Source organism: Sphingomonas sp. H160509, assembly GCF_024124765.2.
Classification (GTDB): domain Bacteria; phylum Pseudomonadota; class Alphaproteobacteria; order Sphingomonadales; family Sphingomonadaceae; genus Sphingomonas.
In genome coordinates this window covers 176,135-196,088 of record NZ_JAMXSR020000001.1, presented here as the reverse complement: position 1 = coordinate 196,088, position 19,954 = coordinate 176,135, and the positions used below count along the sequence as shown (strand labels likewise).

Here is a 19,954-nt window from a genome sequence, read left to right as displayed (position 1 = left end):
ACAGTTCGCGCCGAGCGTTTTCCGGCTCTGCCGACGGCGCTATCTCCTCGAGGTTAGCACCCACTGAACGACCAATCTAAATCCTTTAGCTAAGCATCTGTTTCGGTTACGAATGTCGATGGCAAGTGCCCATCCGAAGAGATGTTGTTGCTAATACGGATCACTTGCTGGCGGTGCCGCTAAGCCGCGGATGCGCTGCTGGAGCTGATCGGCTCGCAGCGCCGGTTATGTTGCTGCGTTACGAGCGCGCCGTCCAGATGCCGACGAGCACGGCCAGCGACACGAGCATGAGAAACCCGTTCACTATCAAAAGCAATGCGGCCGGCAGGCGCTTGATGTCCGGTCTTGGCGGCGGGGCACCGGCGCCCATCTCTCGCCACACCGCGGCGACGAAGCAAAAAGCGCTGAAAAGGACCAGCATGGTCCCGGTCGCCGTCGCCAGCCACGGGAACACGACGTCCTTAAGCAGCGCGCGGGCGCCGATACCGGAAGCGAGTGCCGCTAAGCCGGTACGCACCCAAGCGGCATAGGTGCGTTCGCCGGCGAGGATTGTGCGGTCTGCGGCAAGCTCGGTGCGACGGTCGGCGCTGTTCACCTGCTGGACTGCGCTGTCCTTCAGCGTGCTCGCGCTCTCCGCCAGCTTCGCATGGGCCCGATCGGCGTCGTGCGGCGCGTCCATCAGCCGGCGGTGACGGTAATGCGATGCCAGGCAGTCGAGAGATAGCCGGCGAAGTTCCAGATCGCCTCGGGCCGTTCGGGCTGCATCTGCCCGGCACCATCGACGGCGCGCACCACCAGGACGTTGAGACCAGGAGACAGATCGACCGTGACGAGCCACTGCGCCCAGCTCCAGGGTGCATCGGGTTCCGTGGTCAGTTCCGCCTGCAGCCAGTCGGTGCCGCCATTGACGGAGACCTCGACGCGGGCGACCGCTCGGCCGAAGGCGACCGCATAGCCCGCGATTCCGCATGCGCCGACGCCGACATGCGCGCCGTCCACGGGTGAGCAGATCGCAGCGTTGAGCGGCATCTCCTCGATCGTCAGGCCCCGATCCCAATCTGCTTCCTCCTTCACTACCGACGCCGGAAAGAGCTTGTAGTCCTTGGCCTGGATTGGCGCATCGGACGGGCGATCTCGCACCTCGATGCGCGTTAGCCACTTGGCGCTACGAACGCCCGCATAGCCCGGCACAACGAGCCGCAGCGGGGCGCCATGTTCGGGGGCAAGCGCCTCGCCGTTCATGGCCCAGGCGATCAGCACGTCGGGTTCGAGCGCCTTAGCGATCGAAATCGAGGCACCGAACGGCGCCGTCTCACCATCGACATCGACGTCGTCGGCACCCGTAGTGCCGACGAACGACGCGCCGTCCTGGATGCCAGCTGCGGCGAGCACGTCGCGGAGCGACACGCCGGTCCACGCCGCATTGCCGATCGCGCCCACGTCCCAGGGATCGCCGGATGTCTTTTCCACGTCTTGAAGATGTGCCCGACGATTGCCGGCGCACTGCATGGTCGCGGTCACCGTCCGGGTCGCAAATGCCGTCCGAAGTTCGGCAACCGTGTAGGAGCACGGGCGGTCGACCAAGCCGTCCAGCGCTATACGGTGATCGTCGGCCAGCGCCGGCGTTGGTCCGTGACTGCGGATGTAGAAGTTCGCCTGCGGCGTCAGGAAGGACGCGATCAATTTATCCGGGAGCGTTTCCGCATTGAGCGGCTCCGGACAGCGGAGGATCAAATTCTGTTCGGCGCGATCGGATGCGGTCATGCAAGTGGCCTACCATGATGAAATCAACAGCGTAATCGATCGTTTTGCTGGGCGATGTCACCCAGACTCTTTCGATGGCATATTTCTTTCTAAAAGGCGGGGGAAGCGATCGCCATGCCGTCGCGCGAAAGACGCCGAGCGCTAGCCACCCACCTTTCCCGGACATCGACGCGGAGTAGCTGAGCTTGCTACGACAGCTTTCTGCTAAGCCGACGCTCAAGACCCGTCCTTAAATGACGGCTTTCTCTAAAAAGTCGTCGCTAGGCAGCAGGAATGGCGGAAAACCCTGTCGCCATCGCAGGTGTACGACAAACGGGTGATAGGCGACACTGGGGCGGATGACACGTAGCACTGACAGGCCGCGCCGATCAGCATCGACAGTTACAAAGCAATGGGCCGCCCTGCTGTCGCTAAACTTAGTCAGACTGTGTGAGAACCCGGTCTGAGGATTCCCGTAGATCGCAGCGCATGGTATGTTTGTGGCATGGCGCATTTGTCTGGAACGGACCGCTCGCAGCTCCTGCTGCTGCCCGAAGCGGTGGATGATTATGTCGGACCGGATAATCCGGTTCGGTTCATCGAGGCCTTTGTCGACGGGCTCGACCTTGATGCAGTTGGGTTCGTCCGCGTACGGCCAAAGACTACCGGTCGGCCAGGCTACGATCCGGCTGATCTGCTCAAGCTGTACATCTATGGCTACCTGAACCGGGTCCGGTCGAGCCGGCGCCTTGAAACCGAGACACACCGCAATATCGAGGTCATCTGGCTGCTCCGGCACCTCAAGCCGGACTTCAAGACCATCGCGGACTTCCGTCGCGACAACCGCGCCGCCTTCAAGACGGTGTTCCGCGAGTTCGTGGTGCTGTGTCGTCAGCTCGATCTGTTTGGGCGCGAGCTCGTGGCAGTCGACGGCACGCGCATCAAGGCGGTCAACAACAAGACCCGAAACTTCACCCGGGCGTCGCTCGCCAAGTTCATCCAGGACGCCGACGAGAAGCTCGCCGGCTACATGAAACGGCTCGACGAGGGCGATGCCAACGAAGACCGCACGCCGACCGTCGGTTCCGGCGGTGGTCCGGGCGGCGGTAAAGGCAAACTGGCCGAGAAGATCGCCGCCATCCAAGGCAAGCGCGACCGTGACAAGGAGATGCTCGCCGAACTGGATCGCACGGGCGCCGACCAGATCTCGCTTGCCGATCCGGATGCCCGCGCGATGGCGCGCATGACCAAAGTGGGGGTCGGCTACAACATCCAGCTCGCCGTCGACGTGAGGCACAAGCTCATCGCCGAGCAGGCAGTGAGCAACCAGGTTCTCGACCTAGGCCTGCTTGCCCAGACCGCGACAGCGGCCATGGAGGCGCTCGGCGTCGAGCGTATCGAGGCAGTCGCCGACCGCGGCTACTTCAAGATCGAGGACATCGAGGCCTGCGAATCGGCCGGAGTTACCGCCTATGTGCCTAAGCCAATCCGCGGCCCCGCCGTGCGCGAGGGCTTCTTCGGCAAGGACGTGTTCCACTACGAGCCTGACCGGGACGTCTTCGTTTGCCCGGCCGGGGCAGCGCTCTCGCCGCGCTACAGGGGCAAGTCACGCGACAATGTGAAGGTCGACTATGCCAACCGCGATGCCTGCAAGGCGTGCGCGCTGAGATCGCGCTGTACTCGGTCATTCCGCCGCGTCTCGCGTCTGGAGAACGAGGCCGTTCTCGACCGCATGGCGGCGCGGTTGGCACTGCGCCCCGACGTGCTCGACCACCGGCGAAACAGCGTCGAGCACCCCTTCGGCACCATCAAACAGTGGATGGGACAGGGCGCGTTCCTGATGCGCCGGCTCGAGAACGTTCGCGGCGAGTTCAGCCTGACCGCGCTCGCCTACAACGTCAGACGGGCCATTACCCTGGTCGGTGTCCCGGGCCTGATCGCCGCAGCGAGGGCGTAAAACGGCCCTTTCGCGCCCCAATGAACCGCTGGGCTTTGGATAAACGGCATCTGAAGGCCTCAGGCGGTCAGAGGGCAGGATTACGCCTTGTTCGGCTTGGGCGGCCACTCAGAAAGCGAAATCCGCCACCGTCCAGGCGCTGCTCACGACTTTCCACACGCTCTGTAGTACTTTAGCGACCTATGCCGTCAGCAGCACCCAAGGCTCCAGCAAGGCGCCATCGTTCGAGTTGGGTCAGCACGTCACTGGCAATTTGATCAGCGGAAAAGCCAGTCAGGTCGCGAAACTTGGTTTCGCCGTTTGCCTGCGCTGCCACTGTCCAAGCCATGCTGCGACGCGCTTCCGGCGCCTCCAATGCGGTATAGGCAGCAAGCGGTCGGGCCCGTGGCGCAAGCCGGTAGATGAACGAATTGGCATCACCACTGCCGACCGTCAGCACGATGAGGCCTTCCTCGACCGTAAGCTCGTTGGTCGTCCAGCCTTCTGACTGCATGGCATCATAGACCGACTTCAGCGCCGGTTCGCCGTTACGCGCTATCTGTTCGATAATGTCGGTACGGCGGGCCGGGACCAGCAATCGCTTGATCCGTTCGCTAACTGCGGGCGCGTCGTCCGCAAGCGTTATGCCGGCCAGGTCGGCGTTGGTCTGGCGCACCAGACCGATCGCCAGCATTAACATGATGAAGCAGAAGGGCAGCGCTGCGAGCAGCGTCGCGGCTTGCAGCGCGCCAAGCCCCCCGCCACCAGCAACAATGTGGCCGTGACGCCGAGTAGCACGCACCAATAGACCCGCTGCCAGCGCGGCGTCTCCTCAGCCCCCCGGATGCCAGCGTGTCGATCACGAGTGCGCCCGAATCCGCCGAGGTGATGAAGAAGATTGCAACCAGCGCGATCGCGAGGGTGGAGGTAACGCCTGCGGCCGGCAGATACTCTAGAAACTTGAACAGGGCCGTGGACAGGTCCGCCTGCACCGCATCCGCGATCCCGCCTGCTGCGGCGCCTAGATCCAGCGAAATGGCGGTGTTGCCGAAGACCGTCATCCACAGGAAGGTGAAGGCGGTGGGGGACGAACAGGACGCCGATGACGAACTCGCGGATCGTCCGACCGCGCGAAATACGGGCGATGAACATGCCGACGAATGGCGACCATGCGATCCACCACGCCCAGTAGAACAATGTCCAGTCCGCCATCCACGCGCGGGGCTCGTAGGCATAAAGGGTGAAGGTGCGCATCACGAAGTGATCGAGGTATAGCCCGAAGTTCTGTACCAGCGCGCGCAGCAGAAACAGCGTCGGGCCGACCGCCATGACGAACAGCATCAGCAGCACGGCGACCGTCAGGTTGAGCTCCGACAGGCGCCGAATGCCGCGGTCTGCGCCACTCAGCACCGACAGCGTGGCAGCCCCCATGACGAGCACGATCACGATGACCTTGGTCGTGATCGTATCGGGCAGGCCGTAATTATACGCGAGGCCTGCGGTCATCTGCGAGACGCCAAAGCCGAGGGATGTTGAGACGCCAAAGACCGTTCCGCATACCGCAAAGATGTCGATCGCGTCGCCGAGCGGACCGTTGATGCGCTTGCCCAGGATCGGCGACAGGCCCGACCGCAACGTCAGCGGCATGCCCTTGCGATAGGTAAAATAGGCTAGACTCAGCCCCACCAGCGCATAGATCGCCCAGGCGTGTACACCGTAATGGTGAAAGGTGATCGCCATCGCCTCGCGCGCGGCGAGAATGGTGCCGCTCTTGGCCTCCGGGGGCGAGATGTAATGCTGGATAGGTTCGGCCACGGCGAAATACATGAGCCCAATGCCCATGCCAGCGGCGAACAGCATCGCAAGCCATGACAGATACGGGAAATCGGGTTCAGAATCGTCCGGTCCGAGCTTTAGTTTGCCGGCCGGCCCGAAGCCCAGTGTCAGCACCACCACCAGGAACACGGCCACCGATGCGATGTAGAACCACCCAAAAGTGTCGATCGCCCAGCTTTGCGCCGCCTTGAAAGCTGCGTCTGCGGTACCTGGCATCGCAAGCGTCGTTGCCAAGAGCAAGGCAATGATGGCGGACGCACCCCAGAACACGCGCGGATTGATTTGGCTCTTCATCATTTTGCCATTTTAACGCCGGCTGCCAACGATGGCCAATCGAGTGGACGGGGAACGTCACCGTTGCACCCAAACGGACGCCAGGTTCGCGAGGCTGCCAGCAGGCTCCTTGCCTAGAGCTATACCAAGTTCAAGAAAGATCCTAAGTTCCAGTCTAGCTAATTCGGGAGTCTAAGCTCGAGCTTGCTTAATTATCCGAAAAAGCCTTGCCACTTGATAAAAGGGGTCAACGACGAGGGATGACTTCCACAATAATATCGCCAGCTTCCAGACAGGCAGCTTCAGGCTCCCAGAAGCAAAAGTCCTGATGCCCACGATAGATGCGGTGACCGAGCCCGGTGGCGATGTCGGCAAGCGGCTTGCCCACTTCCTCTGCGGAGACTTCGCGTTCGCGCAGGATCACACGCCCGCCGGATGCGGCAAGATCGGCCATGTATTCCGCGGTATGTGCGCCGTGCGTGGAGCCGGCGAGCAGGAGGCCGGCAAAGCTGGCCGGGTTGATGACCACGTTGGCGCCGGCCTGATGCGCGATCGCTTCGTTGTCCTCCGACCGTATCACCACGCTGATCGGTAGATCGGGCGCGATCCGCCGCGCCGTCAGCACGATCAGGATCGAGGTATCGTCGCGACCGGCGGAGACGATGAGCGCCCGGGCCTTGGAAAGACGGGCCGCCTCCAGCGCTGCGTTGCGCGTGGCGTTCCCCTCCATCACCGTCGTGCCGCAACTCTCCGCCGTGCGTAACGCCGCGGCGCGCTCATCGACCACCACGATCGTGCCCGGATCGGCACCGCGACGGATGAGCTCGCTTACGGCCTCGGACCCGCTCGTGCCGAAACCGGCGACCACGACATGGCCTTCGAGATGTCGCTGGATTACCGACATACGCCATTTCTCCCAGACGCCTTTGAGCAGAAAATCATACGCGGTACCTAGAAAGATGAGCCATACGAAGAGCCGGATCGGCGTGACGACGAAGGTATCGAACATCCGCGCCTGCTGCGTCACAGGCACGATGTCGCCGTAGCCGACGGTCGTCACGGTAATCATCGTGAAATAAAGGATGTCGGCGAACGTCACGGGCTCGCCCGAGTTCTGCCGTAAGCCGTCGCGATCGAACCAGTGGACCGCTAGCGCGATGCCGATCAGCGCCAGCGCGACCAGCGCCCGCCAGGACAAGGCCAGCCACGCCGGGGTTCGGCTCTGGCGTCGAAGGCGATAGTGCACCGTGTCGGCATCGTCAGTGTGCATGCTATCTCTTGCATCGCCGCAGAGCCGCTGTGAAGCTCTGGTCCGTCGGGGATCGGCTTGAGTTGTTGGCATTTGGCGGGGTCATAGACCACTGATATCGCGTGCCTGGAATCGTTCACGATGGATCGACATGAGGATCCCGAGCAGAATCAGGACGGTCATCATCGCTGATCCGCCATAGGATAGTAGCGGCAGCGGGATACCAACGACCGGTGCCAGACCCATGACCATCGCGATGTTGATGCTGACGTATAGAAATAGCGTCATCGCAAGACCGGCAGCGACTAGACGCGCAAACATCGATTTGCCGTCGAACCCCAGGTTCAAGGCCCACCGGACGAGGTAGCCATAGGCCAAAAGAACGAACAGGCCGCCCATCATTCCCCATTCCTCCATCATCGTCGAGAAGATGAAGTCGGTGTGCGTTTCGGGCAGATACTCGAGGTGGCTTTGCGTGCCCTGGAGGAACCCCTTGCCGAAAATACCGCCGGACCCGATCGCGATCTTGGACTGCGACAAATGGTAGCCGGTGCCGAGCGGATCGCTTTCCGGATCCATGAAGATCAAGATGCGGTTCTTCTGGTAGTCGTGCAGCAACCCCCATGCGACCGGCAGCAGGGCGCCTACGATCGCGCCGGCGCCGATAAACCACCGCATTTTTGTACCCGCGAGGAAGATCATCGTCGTCCCGGCGATGGTGATCATCATCGCCGTACCGAGATCGGGTTGCAGCATCACCAGCCCGGCCGGAACCGCGACCAGCGCAACCGGGATGATCAATACGCCGGGGCGGCTGATGAAACCGGGCGGTACTGTGTCGTAGAAGCGGGCCACGCTCAGCACGACTGCGAGCTTCATGAACTCGGAGGGCTGCAGGCGGATGATGCGCAGATCGATCCAGCGCTGAGCGCCCATGCCGATATGCCCGAACAATTCGACGAGCAGGAGCAACGCGAGCGTGACGGCGTAGAAGGTGTAGGCATGCTGCTTCCACGTCGCGACGGAAACCCGCGAGAGCACGAGCATTCCTGCAAACAGCACGGCGAAACGTACCGCCTGGTTCGTTGCCCAAGGCGCAAGATGCCCTCCGGCAGCCGAGTAGAGCGTTACCAGCCCGAACGTGGTGATCGCCAATACCGTCGTGAGCATCGACCAAGGCAATGCGCGGATCGGGGCGGGCAATGTGCCAGCTCTCAAGATTTTTCCCCGTGTCCAGTATCAAAAACAATGATGGGCAGGCGCGTCGGGCACGTTTTGGTCCGTGCGCCACCCTGTTGCTCGGAGGCCGGTACTAGCCTTCGGCCGGCCGGCCGGATGTGACGCTCCGGAGCAGGAGGTAGCCGAGAAGCCCGGAGAGGAAGGAGCCGGCGAGAACGCCTAGCTTGGCTTCCGCCTGCAAAAGTTGGCTGCCGGGGAAAGCGAGCAAGGTGATGAAGATGCTCATCGTAAAGCCGATCCCGCAGAGCAGTGCGACACCAAGCAACTGCCGCTTCCCGGCATGTGCCGGCATGTCGGCCAGGCCGAGACGAACGGCCAGCATGGAGAACCCGAACACGCCTGTAATTTTCCCGATCAGCAGTCCCAGGGCAACGCCGAGCGTCACGGGCGCAACCAGCGCCTCAGCAGGTAGCGTCAGCACGGGCACTCCGGCATTGGCCAAGCCGAAGATGGGCACGACGAGAAAGCCAACAGGAAGGTTCAGCGCATGCTCCAGTCGATGCAACGGGCTGTCCGAGTCATTGTCGGGACGGCCGGGCGTGCACTGCATCGGGATGGTGAAGGCGAGCACGACCCCGGCGAGCGTCGCGTGGATACCCGAACGGAACACCAATACCCACAGGATCGCCCCCACGAGCAGATACGGCGTAAGGCGAAGCACGCCGAAGCGGTTGAGGCCTATCAGAACCATGAGCGCTACGGCCGCCCCGGCAAGATCTGGTATCGACAGCTTCGCCGTGTAGAACACGGCAATGATCATCACGGCGCCAAGGTCGTCGATGATCGCCAATGCCGCAAGAAACACTCTGAGCGATGCCGGAACGCGATTACCAAGCAACGCGATCACACCAAGTGCAAACGCGATGTCAGTAGCCGCTGGAATAGCCCAGCCTGCAGCGGTCGGACCACGGTTGAACACGAGATACACGAGCGCCGGTACCATCATGCCGCCAGCGGCAGCGATCCCCGGCAATATGCGACGCGACCAAGTCGAAAGCTGGCCATCCAGCATCTCGCGCTTGATCTCCAAGCCAACAAACAGGAAAAATACCGCCATCAACGCATCGTTGATCCAGTGCCCGACCGATAGCGGCCCGACGTAGGCGTGAAGGATGGTCTCGTAGTTCGGTCCGAGCGGAGAGTTCGCTACCATGAGCGCCAATACCGCCGCGCCCATCAGCACCAGACCGGCGGAGGACTGGCTTTCGAGAAAGCGGCGAATAGCGCTTGGCTGTACGTGGCGCGAGTGGCCCATCGTGACGGTCTCCGGACACAAATTTTCAGCGCTGGCGGCCCGACCAGCGTAAAAACCTGCCCCATTGACATGAGAGCACCCGTCGCGCCCTATCGCACCGGAAATTGACCGGGGCAACCCGATCAGGGTGGCAGTGGACTATGTCGGAGTTATTTCCCCGCTTGGTGGCGAATGAAAGCGGAGATCGCGCTGGGGCACTGGCATGGTGACGCCATGTTCCTTGAACAGATCCCAGATGCGAAAGAACACGTCACTAGTGACGTTCCCGACCCCCGCCTCGGGACTGTCGATCCATATCCGCAGGTCGAACTCTACCCCGTTGTCGCCAAATTCCTTGATCCAGCAGACAGGGGCAGGTTCGGTCAGCACACGGGGCGAGACGGATGCGGCTTCAACGGCGAGCCTCTGCGCAAGTCGCAGATCGCAATCGAACGATACCCGAAATCCAACATGAACCCTGACGTCCCGGCTGGAAAAAGACCAGTTTTCGACTTCGTCGGTCATCAGCCGTTCGTTCGGGATCAAATGCTCCCTTGCCATCGCGGGTCAGGACTGAGACCGCGCGAACGCCGATCTTGTTGACCCAGCCGAAGGTGTCGCCCACGGCGATGACATCGCCGGGCTTGATCGATCGGTCGAGCAGCAAAATGAGACCGGCGATCAAATTGCCGAGCGTCTTCTGCAAACCGAAACCGATCGCGAGCCCGAACGCCCCAGAGAACACGGCCAGCGCTGTGAGATCAATGCCGAGAAGGTCGATACCGACGAAGATCGCGACGGTGACAACCGCGATCTGGGCGAGTTTCTGGAACAACACGCGTTGCGCCGCGTCGAGCAGCCGAGCCTGTCCGATCCAGCGCAAGATAATCCCAAGGAGTGCTCTCGCGGCGAGGAACAGCAGGAGCGACAAGCCGACGGCATTGACGATGTCGAGCAGCGAGATGCGGCGGTTGCCAACCCTCATGCTGGCGCGATCTAGTCCCGCGATCAGAGGGCTAAGGCCACCCAGTCGACTTGCCAGCACAATGAGGAACAACGTGGCCGCGATCAACGACGCCGGCCGGCTTTGGAGGCCAAGCGCACGGCCAAACTCATAGGCCAGCACCGCTATAGCGATGCCGAGACCTCCGGCGAGGAGAAGGTCCGCGCCGGGGTTCAGCCCGCGAATGCCCAAAAACGCCGTCAGTACCAGCGCCGTCACACCAGCGCGAGCAATTGCCATCAGCCGCGGCGCAATCACGTCCGCGTGACGTGGCGCCAAGGCCGGCAGAAGGTACCGGCAGGCGAGGCGCGCTGCAATGATACCCAGCAGGAGGGCCGTGCTTAAGATTGCGACAGCCGAGATCAGGTCATGAAACGGGAGCGCCGTCCATTGATCCAGATAAGTCTGCCACCAGGCATCGTGTTCCAATCGGTTCTCCAGTGCCAGCTCTGCGGCGTCGATCACCCGACAATCATGGCGACGATCACAACGTCATTCACAGCTGGTAGCCGCCCCATTGCAATCTAACCATGGCGGTTATTTAGGTGCTGCGTCGAGGCTGGATCAGAACGGAAAGAAGACACACGTAGTGGTGATCGCGACGACAGCAGTGAGAAGATTAAGCGGAAGTCCCACGCGAAGGAAGTCCGTGTATCGATAGCGTCCTAGTTGATAAACGATGACGTTCGTCTGATAGCCGAATGGGGTTGCAAATGAGGCACTGCCGGCGATCATGACTACTACAAGGAAGGGGCGAGGGTTTACTCCTAGACTCTCCGCCAGTGCCACTGCGACCGGTGTGACCAACACGGCCACGGTGGCGTTCGAGAGCAACTCGGTCAGAACCATCGTCAGGCCATAGAGCACGATGAGAGCAGTTAACGGACTGACGCCCTCGAGAGTGGCAATAAGCGTCGTCGTGGCGGCACTCGCGAGCCCGCTTTGCGCCATCGCGATCCCCAAGACGACCATGCCGGCAATGAGGATGAGGATCTGAGGACGAAGGCCGCCATAGGCTTGATCGGCCGAGATGACACGTAGCAAGATCAGTAACACAGCTCCTGCAAATGCCGTTGCGGCGATCGGCGCGACGTTGAGCGCGGCGAGCAGGATCGCGCCGACGAACGTCCCAAGCGCGATGGCAGCCTTGACGGGCTGCAACGGACGACGCTCGGCAAACAACTCGGCGTCCCCGACTTGCCCGCCAGCAACATTGATAGTCGCATCCGGATGCCCATCGGTCGGGTCCAGCATCCGCGTGCCCATCAATTTGCCGCTAAATAGCAGTAGATAGAGTCCGCCAACCAACGCAACGGGCACACCCACGGGCGTTATCTCGAAAATGCCAAAGCGGCTTTGCCCAGCAATGCGCGCCATGTCGTCGACCAGGAGGTTGGTCGACGTGCCGAGCAACGTGCAGCATCCGCCGAGGATCGTGATGTAGGATAGCGGCATCAGATAGCGCTTGGCCGGCAGTTGCAGGCTCGCCGCGACGTCCTTGACGACGGGGGCGGTCAGCACGACGATCGGGGTGCTGTTCAACACGCTGGAAAAGAGCCCGGCAATACCTAGCAACAGCCAGACCCCCGTTCCGCCTAAGCGCCGGCACATCGCGACGGCAGCTTCAATCGCACGATCAAGCAATCCCGACAGTTCGAGCGCATAGGAAATGACGAAAAGCGAGGCGAGTGCGATGATAGCGGGGCTGGCAAAGGCGCCCTGAACGTCGATCGGGCGAACCACGCCCGCCATAAGCAAAACGGCTGCGCCCGCTAAAGCTACAACATCCGCACGCACTTTGTCCCAGATAAGCGCCGCGACGACACAACCCAGTACGAGCAGTGTAACGATCTGGTCGAGCGTCATAACCGCCTCAGCGGTAACCAGAAGCCAGTGCTTTTCAAAGTAACCCTCATGCCACGCGGTATGGAGGATCGTCAGAAATTTGCTACAGTTCCTGAATGATCGAGCCCACCCCCCGTACAAGTCGCCTCGTCGTTGCCGGCTCGGCCGCAGCGATCGTTCTGTTAGGCGGGGGCGGGTTTCTCCTAGGGGCGGAGCACCGCACCCTTACCTCCGCCGCCAGTCGCAAGTTCGGAGCCTGTGCGGGTCGCAAAAAAACTGCCCGTTCCCGAAGCGCCTGCCGCCAATATTCTGGCACGCAGCGATATGATCGCGATTGCCAACGCTGCGGCAGACGCCACTTCGTCAGGTGCGCGACTTCCAGAGATGGCGTCCGCTGCCGAGGGTTTGCGGTTTGAGGTCGACTTACCGTTCGGTTGCGATGGTCCGGTGAGCGAAGACAGTCGCGAGGCATTCCAATGGCGCTACGACGCTAAGTCATCCTCACTCAGAGTGTCGGTCACACCGGCTGTATTCGATGCTAGCGAGTGGCTGGAGGAACCGTCATCAAGCGTTGCAAACGCCACGCCTTCGGCCAATCGGAAAGAGGCTATCGAGGGCTTCTGGATTGCGCGACCGTGGTCGTCGCGCGAGACCTGCGAGTCCGGTTCGCTGCCCGTCGCCCCACTCGGCATCGATGCTGTGACGCTTCCGGGCCAGACGCTCGGGGTTGGCGGAAGTTTTTTCCGATGATGGGGCGAGGAGCGCGAGACGCGGGGGCAAGCCCTATGAGAGCGTACGTCAGATAACTGGGACCGATCTCAAGATCGATCAAGGCCTGCGCGTCCGCCTCTCCGGGCGCATAGCCCGCTTTCCCGATGGATCGACAGTTCGGTGCCGTCAGCCGGCGGGCAAGGACCAGCGTCCGGTATGCCTCGTTGCCGTAAGCTTTGACGATGTCGCCATCGAGAACCCGTCGACAAAGGAAACGATAGCGACCTGGCCGTCGGCGAACAGAACGTGAGATTGTGGCAATTGAACATAAAGCTGTTTGTCACATGATCCTCCACGACGAGTCTGGATTGAACGCGAAAGATGCCTCGCTCAAGGTTGAGGAGGTGGCGGAAACCTGTATTCTTGCGGCAGTAAGCGGATCGGGAAGCGGAGAGCGGGTCGTTGAACTAGCTGCAGATCTGGCCAAGGCGCTAAGTGCGAGCTGGCACGCGGTATTCATCGAGACGCCTCGATCGGCTCGCGATCCCGCCATCGCACGAAGAGCAGCCGACGCGTTAGCGCTGGCTTTGCGTCGGGGGGCGACAGTCAGCAACGAACCCGACGACGACGTAGCAAGCGGCTTGGTTGCACATCTTGCAGGTTCACCCGTTGAGCATCTCGTCATCGGAGCCCCGACATCCGAACCTAAGCGCCGCTGGTTTCAACGGTCGATGATATCGTTGGTACAGGAGCGGTTACCTTCGGTGACGGTCCATATCGCGCCAGCGACCGTGCCCGCATCAGTCTTTGATGGAGCAGATGCAGAGGCATCGCTCCCATCAGAGCCCAACCTACGCCATCATCTATTCGCCTTAGGCCTCGTCGCCATCACGCTCTGTCTTGCAGAGCTGGCAAGCCTGTTGATCGGCGGACGACCGCTGAACCTGCTGTTCTTGTTTCCTGTGATCGCTGCGGCCGCCCGCTTCGGGATCGGGCCAGCCCCTCACCGCGACCACGGCGTCAGTGCTGGGCTTCGATTTTTTCTTACTTCAGCCTCGTTTCCACTTCGAACCGACAACGCCCGTCATTTTCTTGACGCTGGCATCGCTACTGGCGGTCGCAGTCTACACCAGCTGGGTAACGCAAGCGCTCCGGAGCCGGGTTGCCTTGAGTGACCGCAGCGCGAAAGAGAATGCCCGCATCGCATCCTTTGCCCAGGTCCTTGCTCGTGCAGCAAATTGGAAAGAGACGGCTGGTGCAGTCTGTGACGAGTTCAGCAGCGTGCTGAAGGCCGACGTTGCCGTTTTCCGCGAACGCGGTGGACGTTTGGAACTTGTCGACGCGACAATGGATCCACTTTCTTGGGGCCCGATCGATCAAGCAGCGCTGGATTGGTGTTGGGAGCATGGCGTATCGGCAGGTCGTGGGACGACAAATATTGCTTCTGCGGAGTGGCGGGTTGAGCCTTTGCGGACGTCACTTGGGACTTTAGCGGTTTTGGCTTTCGTCCGTTCTGATGGGCGTGATCCAATCAGGGCCGATCGAGGCGTCTTGTTTAGCACGTTAATCAGCCAGGCGGCGCTCGCGCACGAACGGCTGATCCTCGAAGATAGCTTGCGTAAAGAGTGACCCGGCCGGCAGTGGTCAGCACCACCCCTTCAGATCGTTTCGGAACGAGATAGATAACGGGTAGGTTCAAAAGTGCTAGTGCACGACAATTGCCTTAGGGCCTTGCGACTAGGTGGGAATATCGCGCCCAGACCGTCATCACGTTCGGACTATAGGGCCGATCGATCGCCTGCATCATCGTTAGGAACGACGCTGAAGCTACCGTCGGTTTCCAAGACAACCGCAGCGATCATCGAAAAATCGCCATAGCCGGCTTTTCGCACCGCTGCGGCTATCTCTTCCTGAGTGATACGTTCTGCCAACATGGCATCAGCATCGATAACGCCATCGTGAAGAAGAACACACGGTTTGGCTTTGACTGCTGCTTCGAGCACCTCAAACCGCTGGGCTGCCCAAGCAATCACAAACTGGAGGAGCGCTAGCAGAGCGAATCCCAGGACGCCTTCGGTAAGCGGCACATCCTTAGACAGCAAAACAGTTGCGAGCGTCGATCCTAACGCCACCGTAACGACAAAGTCGAACGCGTTCATTTTTGCAAGCGTCCGCTTGCCGCTTACCCGTAGGATCACGATCAGGATCAGGTACGCCAGCGATCCCACTACCAGGATGCGTACCAAGCCAAAGACGCTGCCCGTTAGCATGATCTACCCTTCTGCCATGGCGCGAGCCGCGTCGCGCGCGTCGTCGGTCACCGGATCGGGCGCGGCGTTCCGGCTACGAATGCCGGCCGTTGCCTTCAGGCACAGCTCTGCCGCGAGCGGGCGATGGTCTGAGCTTACATCCTCCAGCACGCGCAACGAGCGAAAGGTAAAGCTTCGGGATACGAACATCTGATCAAGCAGCCAACCGATGGATACAACAGATGACGGAAAAGTCGGGTAACTGCCTCGCCCGATCCTTGGGTCTAGATATCCGCCGACCTGCTTGAACAGCTGTGTAGTACGCGACCAGACAACGTCATTGAAATCGCCCATTGCCATGGCAGGCACGTGATTGTCTGCAATACGAAGGGCAGCATGCTCGATCTTGCGGTCGCGCAGCGCCGTATCCTGACCCGGCAAAGGCGGACGCGGATGCAACCCTACATAGTCAAACGGCTTACCGCTGCGGGTCGACAGCCGCGCGTAGACGGTAGGTGTATCGCGATCGGTGATGTTCTCGGTTCGCATGGATGTGACAGAAAGGCGGCTTGCGAACACCAGCCCGTAGGTGTTGTCGATCGGTCGAAGCAGTCGAGCCGGGTAGCTAGACAGGGTTGGCGTGAGGGGCGTCGATCCAAGGCTGATCGGTTTCCATCAGCAGCAGAATGTCGGGCTGCTCGCGTTCGATCAGGGCCCGTGTCGCTGCATAATTGCGATTATGCTGGTAGACGTTAAGTCCCAGGACGGTGAAGCAGGTGGGGTCGCGGGCGCCGCTGGGAAAGCGAGCTTTCGCCACCTCCACCGGCGCCAGCGCGGTATACGGGTACACCCGCCATAGCTGGAGCGCCGCAGACACGATCAGCATGATAAACAGTGCACCGCGCCACACGCCGCGGACCGGGACGGCGCCAATCATGACAATGCCGATAAGGATCAATGCCCCTATCCGCGGGAAGCTGAGCGCCTGCACCCACCAGATATCGGAATGCACCAAGCTTATGAGGGTTGCGATCAGCAGCACAGACGCGAGCAGGGTCACGACCCACGCGATTGAGCGTCCCATTTTGAATGGCGCTAAAATGTAGCTAGGAGACATAGCCCCTGCATGCGCATCCCACACAAAGCGGGCAAACTTTTAATGCGGTTGGGCCTCAGTTCTGCGTGGTCAGCGTACGTGATGCTCGATGCTGACGCAAACGACAGACGGTTAAAGCCAGCGCAACCTGCTAAAAGATCAATAGCTGAACGCGGAGCACCTCAGCGAGTATTGCGACCGTGATCCAGAAGCCGTTATATGAGTTGGTGCCGGAAATGCCCCCGAGATTGCTTCCCAACTGTCCGGTGAAAAAGCTGAGAGGCAGAAATATCGCAGCGATAACCGACAGCATGTAGATTGTCTTATTGACTGTGCAGTTTTCCTATAAATGGTGGCGTACTGTATAACAATATTCATCTCCGACCACCATAATTTTGGCCAGCAAGTTGTTGGTGGCACTAAGCATGTACGTTACCGCCGGCGTGCTGAAAGAGGGGCCTATTATGAACACCGCTTGATCAATAAAATATCGATTTAAGAGGCCTTCCAAGGCCAGATAATTCTTGATGGATGCTGGGCAGGCGAACCGAAACTGACCATGATTTAACTACTCGCTTTGTCAGAATAGTATCGTCGCCTTGAGCTCTAATCCGTCGCAAGCGGGATTATTGTACAGTTTCATTATTGAGCTGACTGCAAAGGAGGTGGGCCGAACTCGGAGACGGGTCGGGTCATGCAAACGATCTTATCCCCGTACCCAAATAGGTAAGGCAGAAAGTTATGTGATCAGATTCCGCCCCGGAGCTCAAAGCAGCGTTGACCTTCCTCTTAAACGCGAAGGCCACGTCCCGAACGTCGTGTATAGCTGCAGCTCTCTGCTGGTCGGACGAACGTTGCTGCTTCCCTATTCGGCGGCCGATACCTTCACGTCGTTTGGCTCGCTTACGATTGACAATCTTCGAAGCTAATTCCCAATTGGAATAGCTGGCCACCAGCGGGACAGTCCCATCAACAGCCGCGTAGTGACATTTGCGGGCCCGACCGTGCGATATGATCGTTGAATGGAGATGACACTCAGAATTTACACGATCCTCGCTTCGACGGCGCTGACCTGCGTCGCTGTGCCGGCGTGGGCGAAATCGAACGCCCCAGCTATTACGCAGTCTTCAGTTTCAGCTCCTCTGTGGGGCGATGCCAATCGGGTTGCACTCAGAAACGCACTCTCCCACAGCGATCGGCACGGGCTCGATCACATCACGTTCCTGCCGGCCGACGCCGATCAAGGCTCTGAAGCTTCCATCGACAAAGCTTATACTCAGGCCGCGCTTGGTTACGCACTGGCGTTGGCGCACGGCGTCACGGACCCATCGTCTCTTCATGAGGTATATACGATTACGCGTCCGACCGCAGATCTCAAAGGGCCCCTCAAGGAAGCGATTCTCAACGGCACGCTGACGGATTGGCTGGGCGGATTGGCACCTGCCGACAGCGAATATCGCGCTTTGTCCGAAGCCTATCTTACCGCGAACAGTAATACTGCGCCGCAAGTGCCTACGATCACGTTGACTGACAGTATTCACCCTGGTGATAAGGATCCGCTCGTAATGGAAATCGCGAGACAATTGCGCGATGACGGTTATCTCGCCACGCAGTTCCAAGGCGATACATCTGCTAAGTACTCGCCCGCCATCGCGAATGCCGTGAAAGCGCTGCAACGCGATTACGGTATTCGCGAGGATGGCATCATCGGGCAGAATACGCTTGGCGTTCTGACGCTGCGCCCGGGCGACCGCGCCAGAGCATTTGCCGTAGGACTTGAACGGCGGCGCTGGTTGTCCCGGACGCCGCCTGCGACGCGCATCGACGTCAATACGGCAACTGCAGAGCTTCGCTACTTCCGAGACGGAAAGATGATCGACACGCGCAAGGTCATTGTCGGTGAGCCTGACCGCGAGACGCCAGGGCTCGGATCGCCGATTTATCGGCTGGTCGCCAACCCGACCTGGACCGTTCCAAAGTCGATACCTGTATCATCGTCCACCGTGCGGGCAAAGAACATGAGGCGGGTGAACGGGTATTGGGTTCAGCCGTCAGGCCCGGAAAACGCGCTTGGCCTTGTGAAGTTCGACATGAGAAACAACCAAGCTATCTACCTCCACGATACCGCTGCGCCGGAGCTATTCGATCGTAGCCAGCGGCATCTTAGCCACGGCTGCGTCCGCGTGGCGGATGCTCTGGGGTTTGCTAGTATGCTGGCTGATCAGGAAGGCGTCGGCGACGCCTGGGCAAAGGCGCACGAGTCAGGCAACTACGAGATCGTCGATCTGCCGCGCGAGATACCGGTGAGGCTGTTGTATCACAACGCCTTCGTCGCAGAAGATGGCGCGGTTTCCATTCGGACCGATCCTTATGGGTGGAACGACCCCATAGCCATGAAGCTGGGGTTCGCCGATGCCAAGACCCGTCAGGCCAAGCCAAAGGCGATCGACATTGGGCCGTAAGGTTGGGTCATCGAGGCTTAGCGAAGAAGAGGAACGCGTCGCGCGAGACGGCGGCCTGATTTTCGCACGGGTGATTAGCACCGAAGGCACGCTGACAACGATCGACTGGGCCCGGGGAAAGGCTTGGACGCCTTCAAGATCTGGCGAGTTTCTGTGGCTTCATCTCGATCGGACCGTCCCGGAAGTCGTGGAATGGCTTGGTGCGATCATTGCAGACGGTCTTGGCCTGTCGGATGCAACGGTCGAGGCGCTAACCTCGGACGAGAACCGCCCGCGTGCATTCCGCGAAGCGGATACGCTGGTCACGATCTTACGCGGGATCAACTTTAACCCGGATGCCCAGCCTGAAGATATGGTAGCGATGCAGCTATGGTGCGACGGGACGCGGGTCGTCACGCTTAGGCGCCAGCGCTTGCAGACGCCGTTCGACGTGCTGGCGACAATGGAACGCGGACGCGGTCCACGCACCGCTGGAGATCTGTTTACCGAGTTGGTCGAGCAAACCGTCGCGAAGATGAACCGCTCGATCGTCGATATGAACGATCGGATCGACGAGCTCGAGGAGGTCGACGATGACTTCCCGGTCGAGACGATCCTTTCTACAATCGCCGATATCCGCCGCAACTGTCTGGCGTTGAAACGTTACATGTCGCCGCAGCACGAAGCGTTGCTCCAGATTACACGCGATCCGCCCGCATGGCTTGGCGATACAAATCGCCGCGACATCCGCGAGACGATTGATCGACTAAGCCGCTACATCGAAGATCTCGACGTCTCCAAGGAAAGTGCGTTGGTCATTCAGGACGACATCAATAACAGAGCAACCGCTCAGTCTAACAAGACGATCTACATGCTCTCAATCATCGCAGCAATCTTTCTGCCGCTCAGCTTTTTCACGGGCCTGCTGGGTATCAACGTCGGCGGCATACCCGGAACAAATTCTGGAGACGGCTTCTGGATTACAGTCGCTCTGCTAGCATTAGTGCTTGCCGTCCAGATTATAATATTTCGCAAACTTAGGTGGCTTTAGTTTACTGATTACTACGTTTTGAATGTTATCATTATTTTTGATTATTCG

Annotated in this window: 19 protein-coding genes and 2 pseudogenes; 6 read left to right on the top strand and 15 right to left on the bottom strand. The window is 60.2% G+C overall.

The window, feature by feature from the left end; all coding sequences use genetic code 11:
* Positions 1 to 238: 238 nt before the first annotated feature.
* Together NHF48_RS01055 and NHF48_RS01050 are read right to left on the bottom strand one after the other, a co-directional pair.
* The gene (locus NHF48_RS01055; protein ID WP_253069757.1) at positions 239 to 679 is read right to left on the bottom strand and encodes a YidH family protein; all 441 of its coding nucleotides are present in this window, start codon (positions 677 to 679) and stop codon (positions 239 to 241) included.
* The gene (locus tag NHF48_RS01050) at positions 679 to 1,764 is read right to left on the bottom strand and encodes a sulfite oxidase (protein ID WP_253069756.1); all 1,086 of its coding nucleotides are present in this window, start codon (positions 1,762 to 1,764) and stop codon (positions 679 to 681) included. The genes NHF48_RS01055 and NHF48_RS01050 overlap by 1 nt, the downstream gene beginning before the upstream one ends.
* A gap of 484 nt (positions 1,765 to 2,248) precedes the next feature.
* Between NHF48_RS01050 and NHF48_RS01045 the strand changes: the two genes are divergently transcribed.
* Positions 2,249 to 3,700 (top strand): IS1182 family transposase, encoded by a 1,452-nt coding sequence (locus NHF48_RS01045; RefSeq protein WP_253069755.1) that lies wholly within the window; start codon positions 2,249 to 2,251, stop codon positions 3,698 to 3,700.
* Between the two features lie 172 nt (positions 3,701 to 3,872).
* Here the strand turns inward: NHF48_RS01045 and NHF48_RS01040 are convergent, their stop codons facing one another.
* From NHF48_RS01040 to NHF48_RS01000, 9 genes and pseudogenes are all read right to left on the bottom strand, one after another.
* Entirely contained in the window at positions 3,873 to 4,373 is a 501-nt protein-coding gene (locus tag NHF48_RS01040; RefSeq protein ID WP_263816614.1) for a hypothetical protein, read from the bottom strand.
* On the bottom strand, positions 4,294 to 4,740 hold the full coding sequence (locus tag NHF48_RS24470; RefSeq protein WP_342454541.1) for a BCCT family transporter: 447 nt from the start codon (positions 4,738 to 4,740) through the stop codon (positions 4,294 to 4,296). The genes NHF48_RS01040 and NHF48_RS24470 overlap by 80 nt, the downstream gene beginning before the upstream one ends.
* 91 nt (positions 4,741 to 4,831) lie before the next feature.
* A pseudogene (locus NHF48_RS01025) lies at positions 4,832 to 5,731 on the bottom strand (BCCT family transporter); the annotation flags it as partial.
* A gap of 304 nt (positions 5,732 to 6,035) precedes the next feature.
* The gene (locus NHF48_RS01020; protein ID WP_253069754.1) at positions 6,036 to 7,058 is read right to left on the bottom strand and encodes a potassium channel family protein; all 1,023 of its coding nucleotides are present in this window, start codon (positions 7,056 to 7,058) and stop codon (positions 6,036 to 6,038) included.
* An 81-nt stretch (positions 7,059 to 7,139) separates the two neighbouring features.
* Positions 7,140 to 8,207 carry a rod shape-determining protein RodA gene (rodA, locus tag NHF48_RS01015; RefSeq protein WP_253069956.1) on the bottom strand — a complete coding sequence of 356 codons (1,068 nt, stop codon included), beginning with the start codon at positions 8,205 to 8,207 and terminating at the stop codon, positions 7,140 to 7,142.
* Between the two features lie 142 nt (positions 8,208 to 8,349).
* Complete coding sequence (nhaA, locus tag NHF48_RS01010) at positions 8,350 to 9,531, bottom strand: Na+/H+ antiporter NhaA (RefSeq protein WP_253069753.1); 1,182 nt, start codon at positions 9,529 to 9,531, stop codon at positions 8,350 to 8,352.
* Between the two features lie 138 nt (positions 9,532 to 9,669).
* Positions 9,670 to 10,035 (bottom strand): mechanosensitive ion channel family protein, encoded by a 366-nt coding sequence (locus NHF48_RS25660; RefSeq protein ID WP_446741095.1) that lies wholly within the window; start codon positions 10,033 to 10,035, stop codon positions 9,670 to 9,672.
* Positions 9,923 to 10,978: a mechanosensitive ion channel family protein gene (locus NHF48_RS24465; protein ID WP_253069752.1), complete on the bottom strand. Its 1,056-nt coding sequence runs from the start codon at positions 10,976 to 10,978 to the stop codon at positions 9,923 to 9,925. The genes NHF48_RS25660 and NHF48_RS24465 overlap by 113 nt, the downstream gene beginning before the upstream one ends.
* Before the next feature lie 99 nt (positions 10,979 to 11,077).
* Positions 11,078 to 12,379, bottom strand: coding sequence for an SLC13 family permease (locus tag NHF48_RS01000; RefSeq protein WP_151989598.1), 1,302 nt, complete (start codon positions 12,377 to 12,379; stop codon positions 11,078 to 11,080).
* A gap of 237 nt (positions 12,380 to 12,616) precedes the next feature.
* Here NHF48_RS01000 and NHF48_RS00995 point away from each other — a divergent pair, with 237 nt between their 5' ends.
* From NHF48_RS00995 to NHF48_RS00985, 3 genes and pseudogenes are all read left to right on the top strand, one after another.
* Positions 12,617 to 13,108, top strand: coding sequence for a hypothetical protein (locus NHF48_RS00995; RefSeq protein WP_253069751.1), 492 nt, complete (start codon positions 12,617 to 12,619; stop codon positions 13,106 to 13,108).
* A gap of 984 nt (positions 13,109 to 14,092) precedes the next feature.
* Positions 14,093 to 14,185: pseudogene (locus NHF48_RS25655) on the top strand (hypothetical protein); the annotation flags it as partial.
* Between the two features lie 51 nt (positions 14,186 to 14,236).
* Positions 14,237 to 14,698 carry a hypothetical protein gene (locus NHF48_RS00985; protein ID WP_253069749.1) on the top strand — a complete coding sequence of 154 codons (462 nt, stop codon included), beginning with the start codon at positions 14,237 to 14,239 and terminating at the stop codon, positions 14,696 to 14,698.
* 149 nt (positions 14,699 to 14,847) lie between these two features.
* Here the strand turns inward: NHF48_RS00985 and NHF48_RS00980 are convergent, their stop codons facing one another.
* The 4 genes from NHF48_RS00980 to NHF48_RS25650 form a co-directional block, all read right to left on the bottom strand.
* Positions 14,848 to 15,339, bottom strand: a complete 492-nt coding sequence (locus NHF48_RS00980; protein ID WP_253069748.1) for a DUF421 domain-containing protein — start codon at positions 15,337 to 15,339, stop codon at positions 14,848 to 14,850.
* Between the two features lie 3 nt (positions 15,340 to 15,342).
* Positions 15,343 to 15,918: an endonuclease/exonuclease/phosphatase family protein gene (locus tag NHF48_RS00975; RefSeq protein WP_263816608.1), complete on the bottom strand. Its 576-nt coding sequence runs from the start codon at positions 15,916 to 15,918 to the stop codon at positions 15,343 to 15,345.
* Positions 15,919 to 15,943: 25 nt separating this feature from the next.
* The gene (locus NHF48_RS00970) at positions 15,944 to 16,378 is read right to left on the bottom strand and encodes a hypothetical protein (RefSeq protein WP_253069746.1); all 435 of its coding nucleotides are present in this window, start codon (positions 16,376 to 16,378) and stop codon (positions 15,944 to 15,946) included.
* A 187-nt stretch (positions 16,379 to 16,565) separates the two neighbouring features.
* Complete coding sequence (locus NHF48_RS25650) at positions 16,566 to 16,733, bottom strand: CorA family divalent cation transporter (RefSeq protein WP_446741102.1); 168 nt, start codon at positions 16,731 to 16,733, stop codon at positions 16,566 to 16,568.
* Positions 16,734 to 17,436: 703 nt separating this feature from the next.
* Between NHF48_RS25650 and NHF48_RS00965 the strand changes: the two genes are divergently transcribed.
* Complete coding sequence (locus NHF48_RS00965; RefSeq protein WP_253069744.1) at positions 17,437 to 18,876, top strand: L,D-transpeptidase family protein; 1,440 nt, start codon at positions 17,437 to 17,439, stop codon at positions 18,874 to 18,876.
* Complete coding sequence (locus tag NHF48_RS00960) at positions 18,866 to 19,906, top strand: zinc transporter ZntB (protein WP_263816578.1); 1,041 nt, start codon at positions 18,866 to 18,868, stop codon at positions 19,904 to 19,906. Before NHF48_RS00965 ends, NHF48_RS00960 begins: the two co-directional genes overlap by 11 nt.
* Positions 19,907 to 19,954 lie beyond the last annotated feature (48 nt).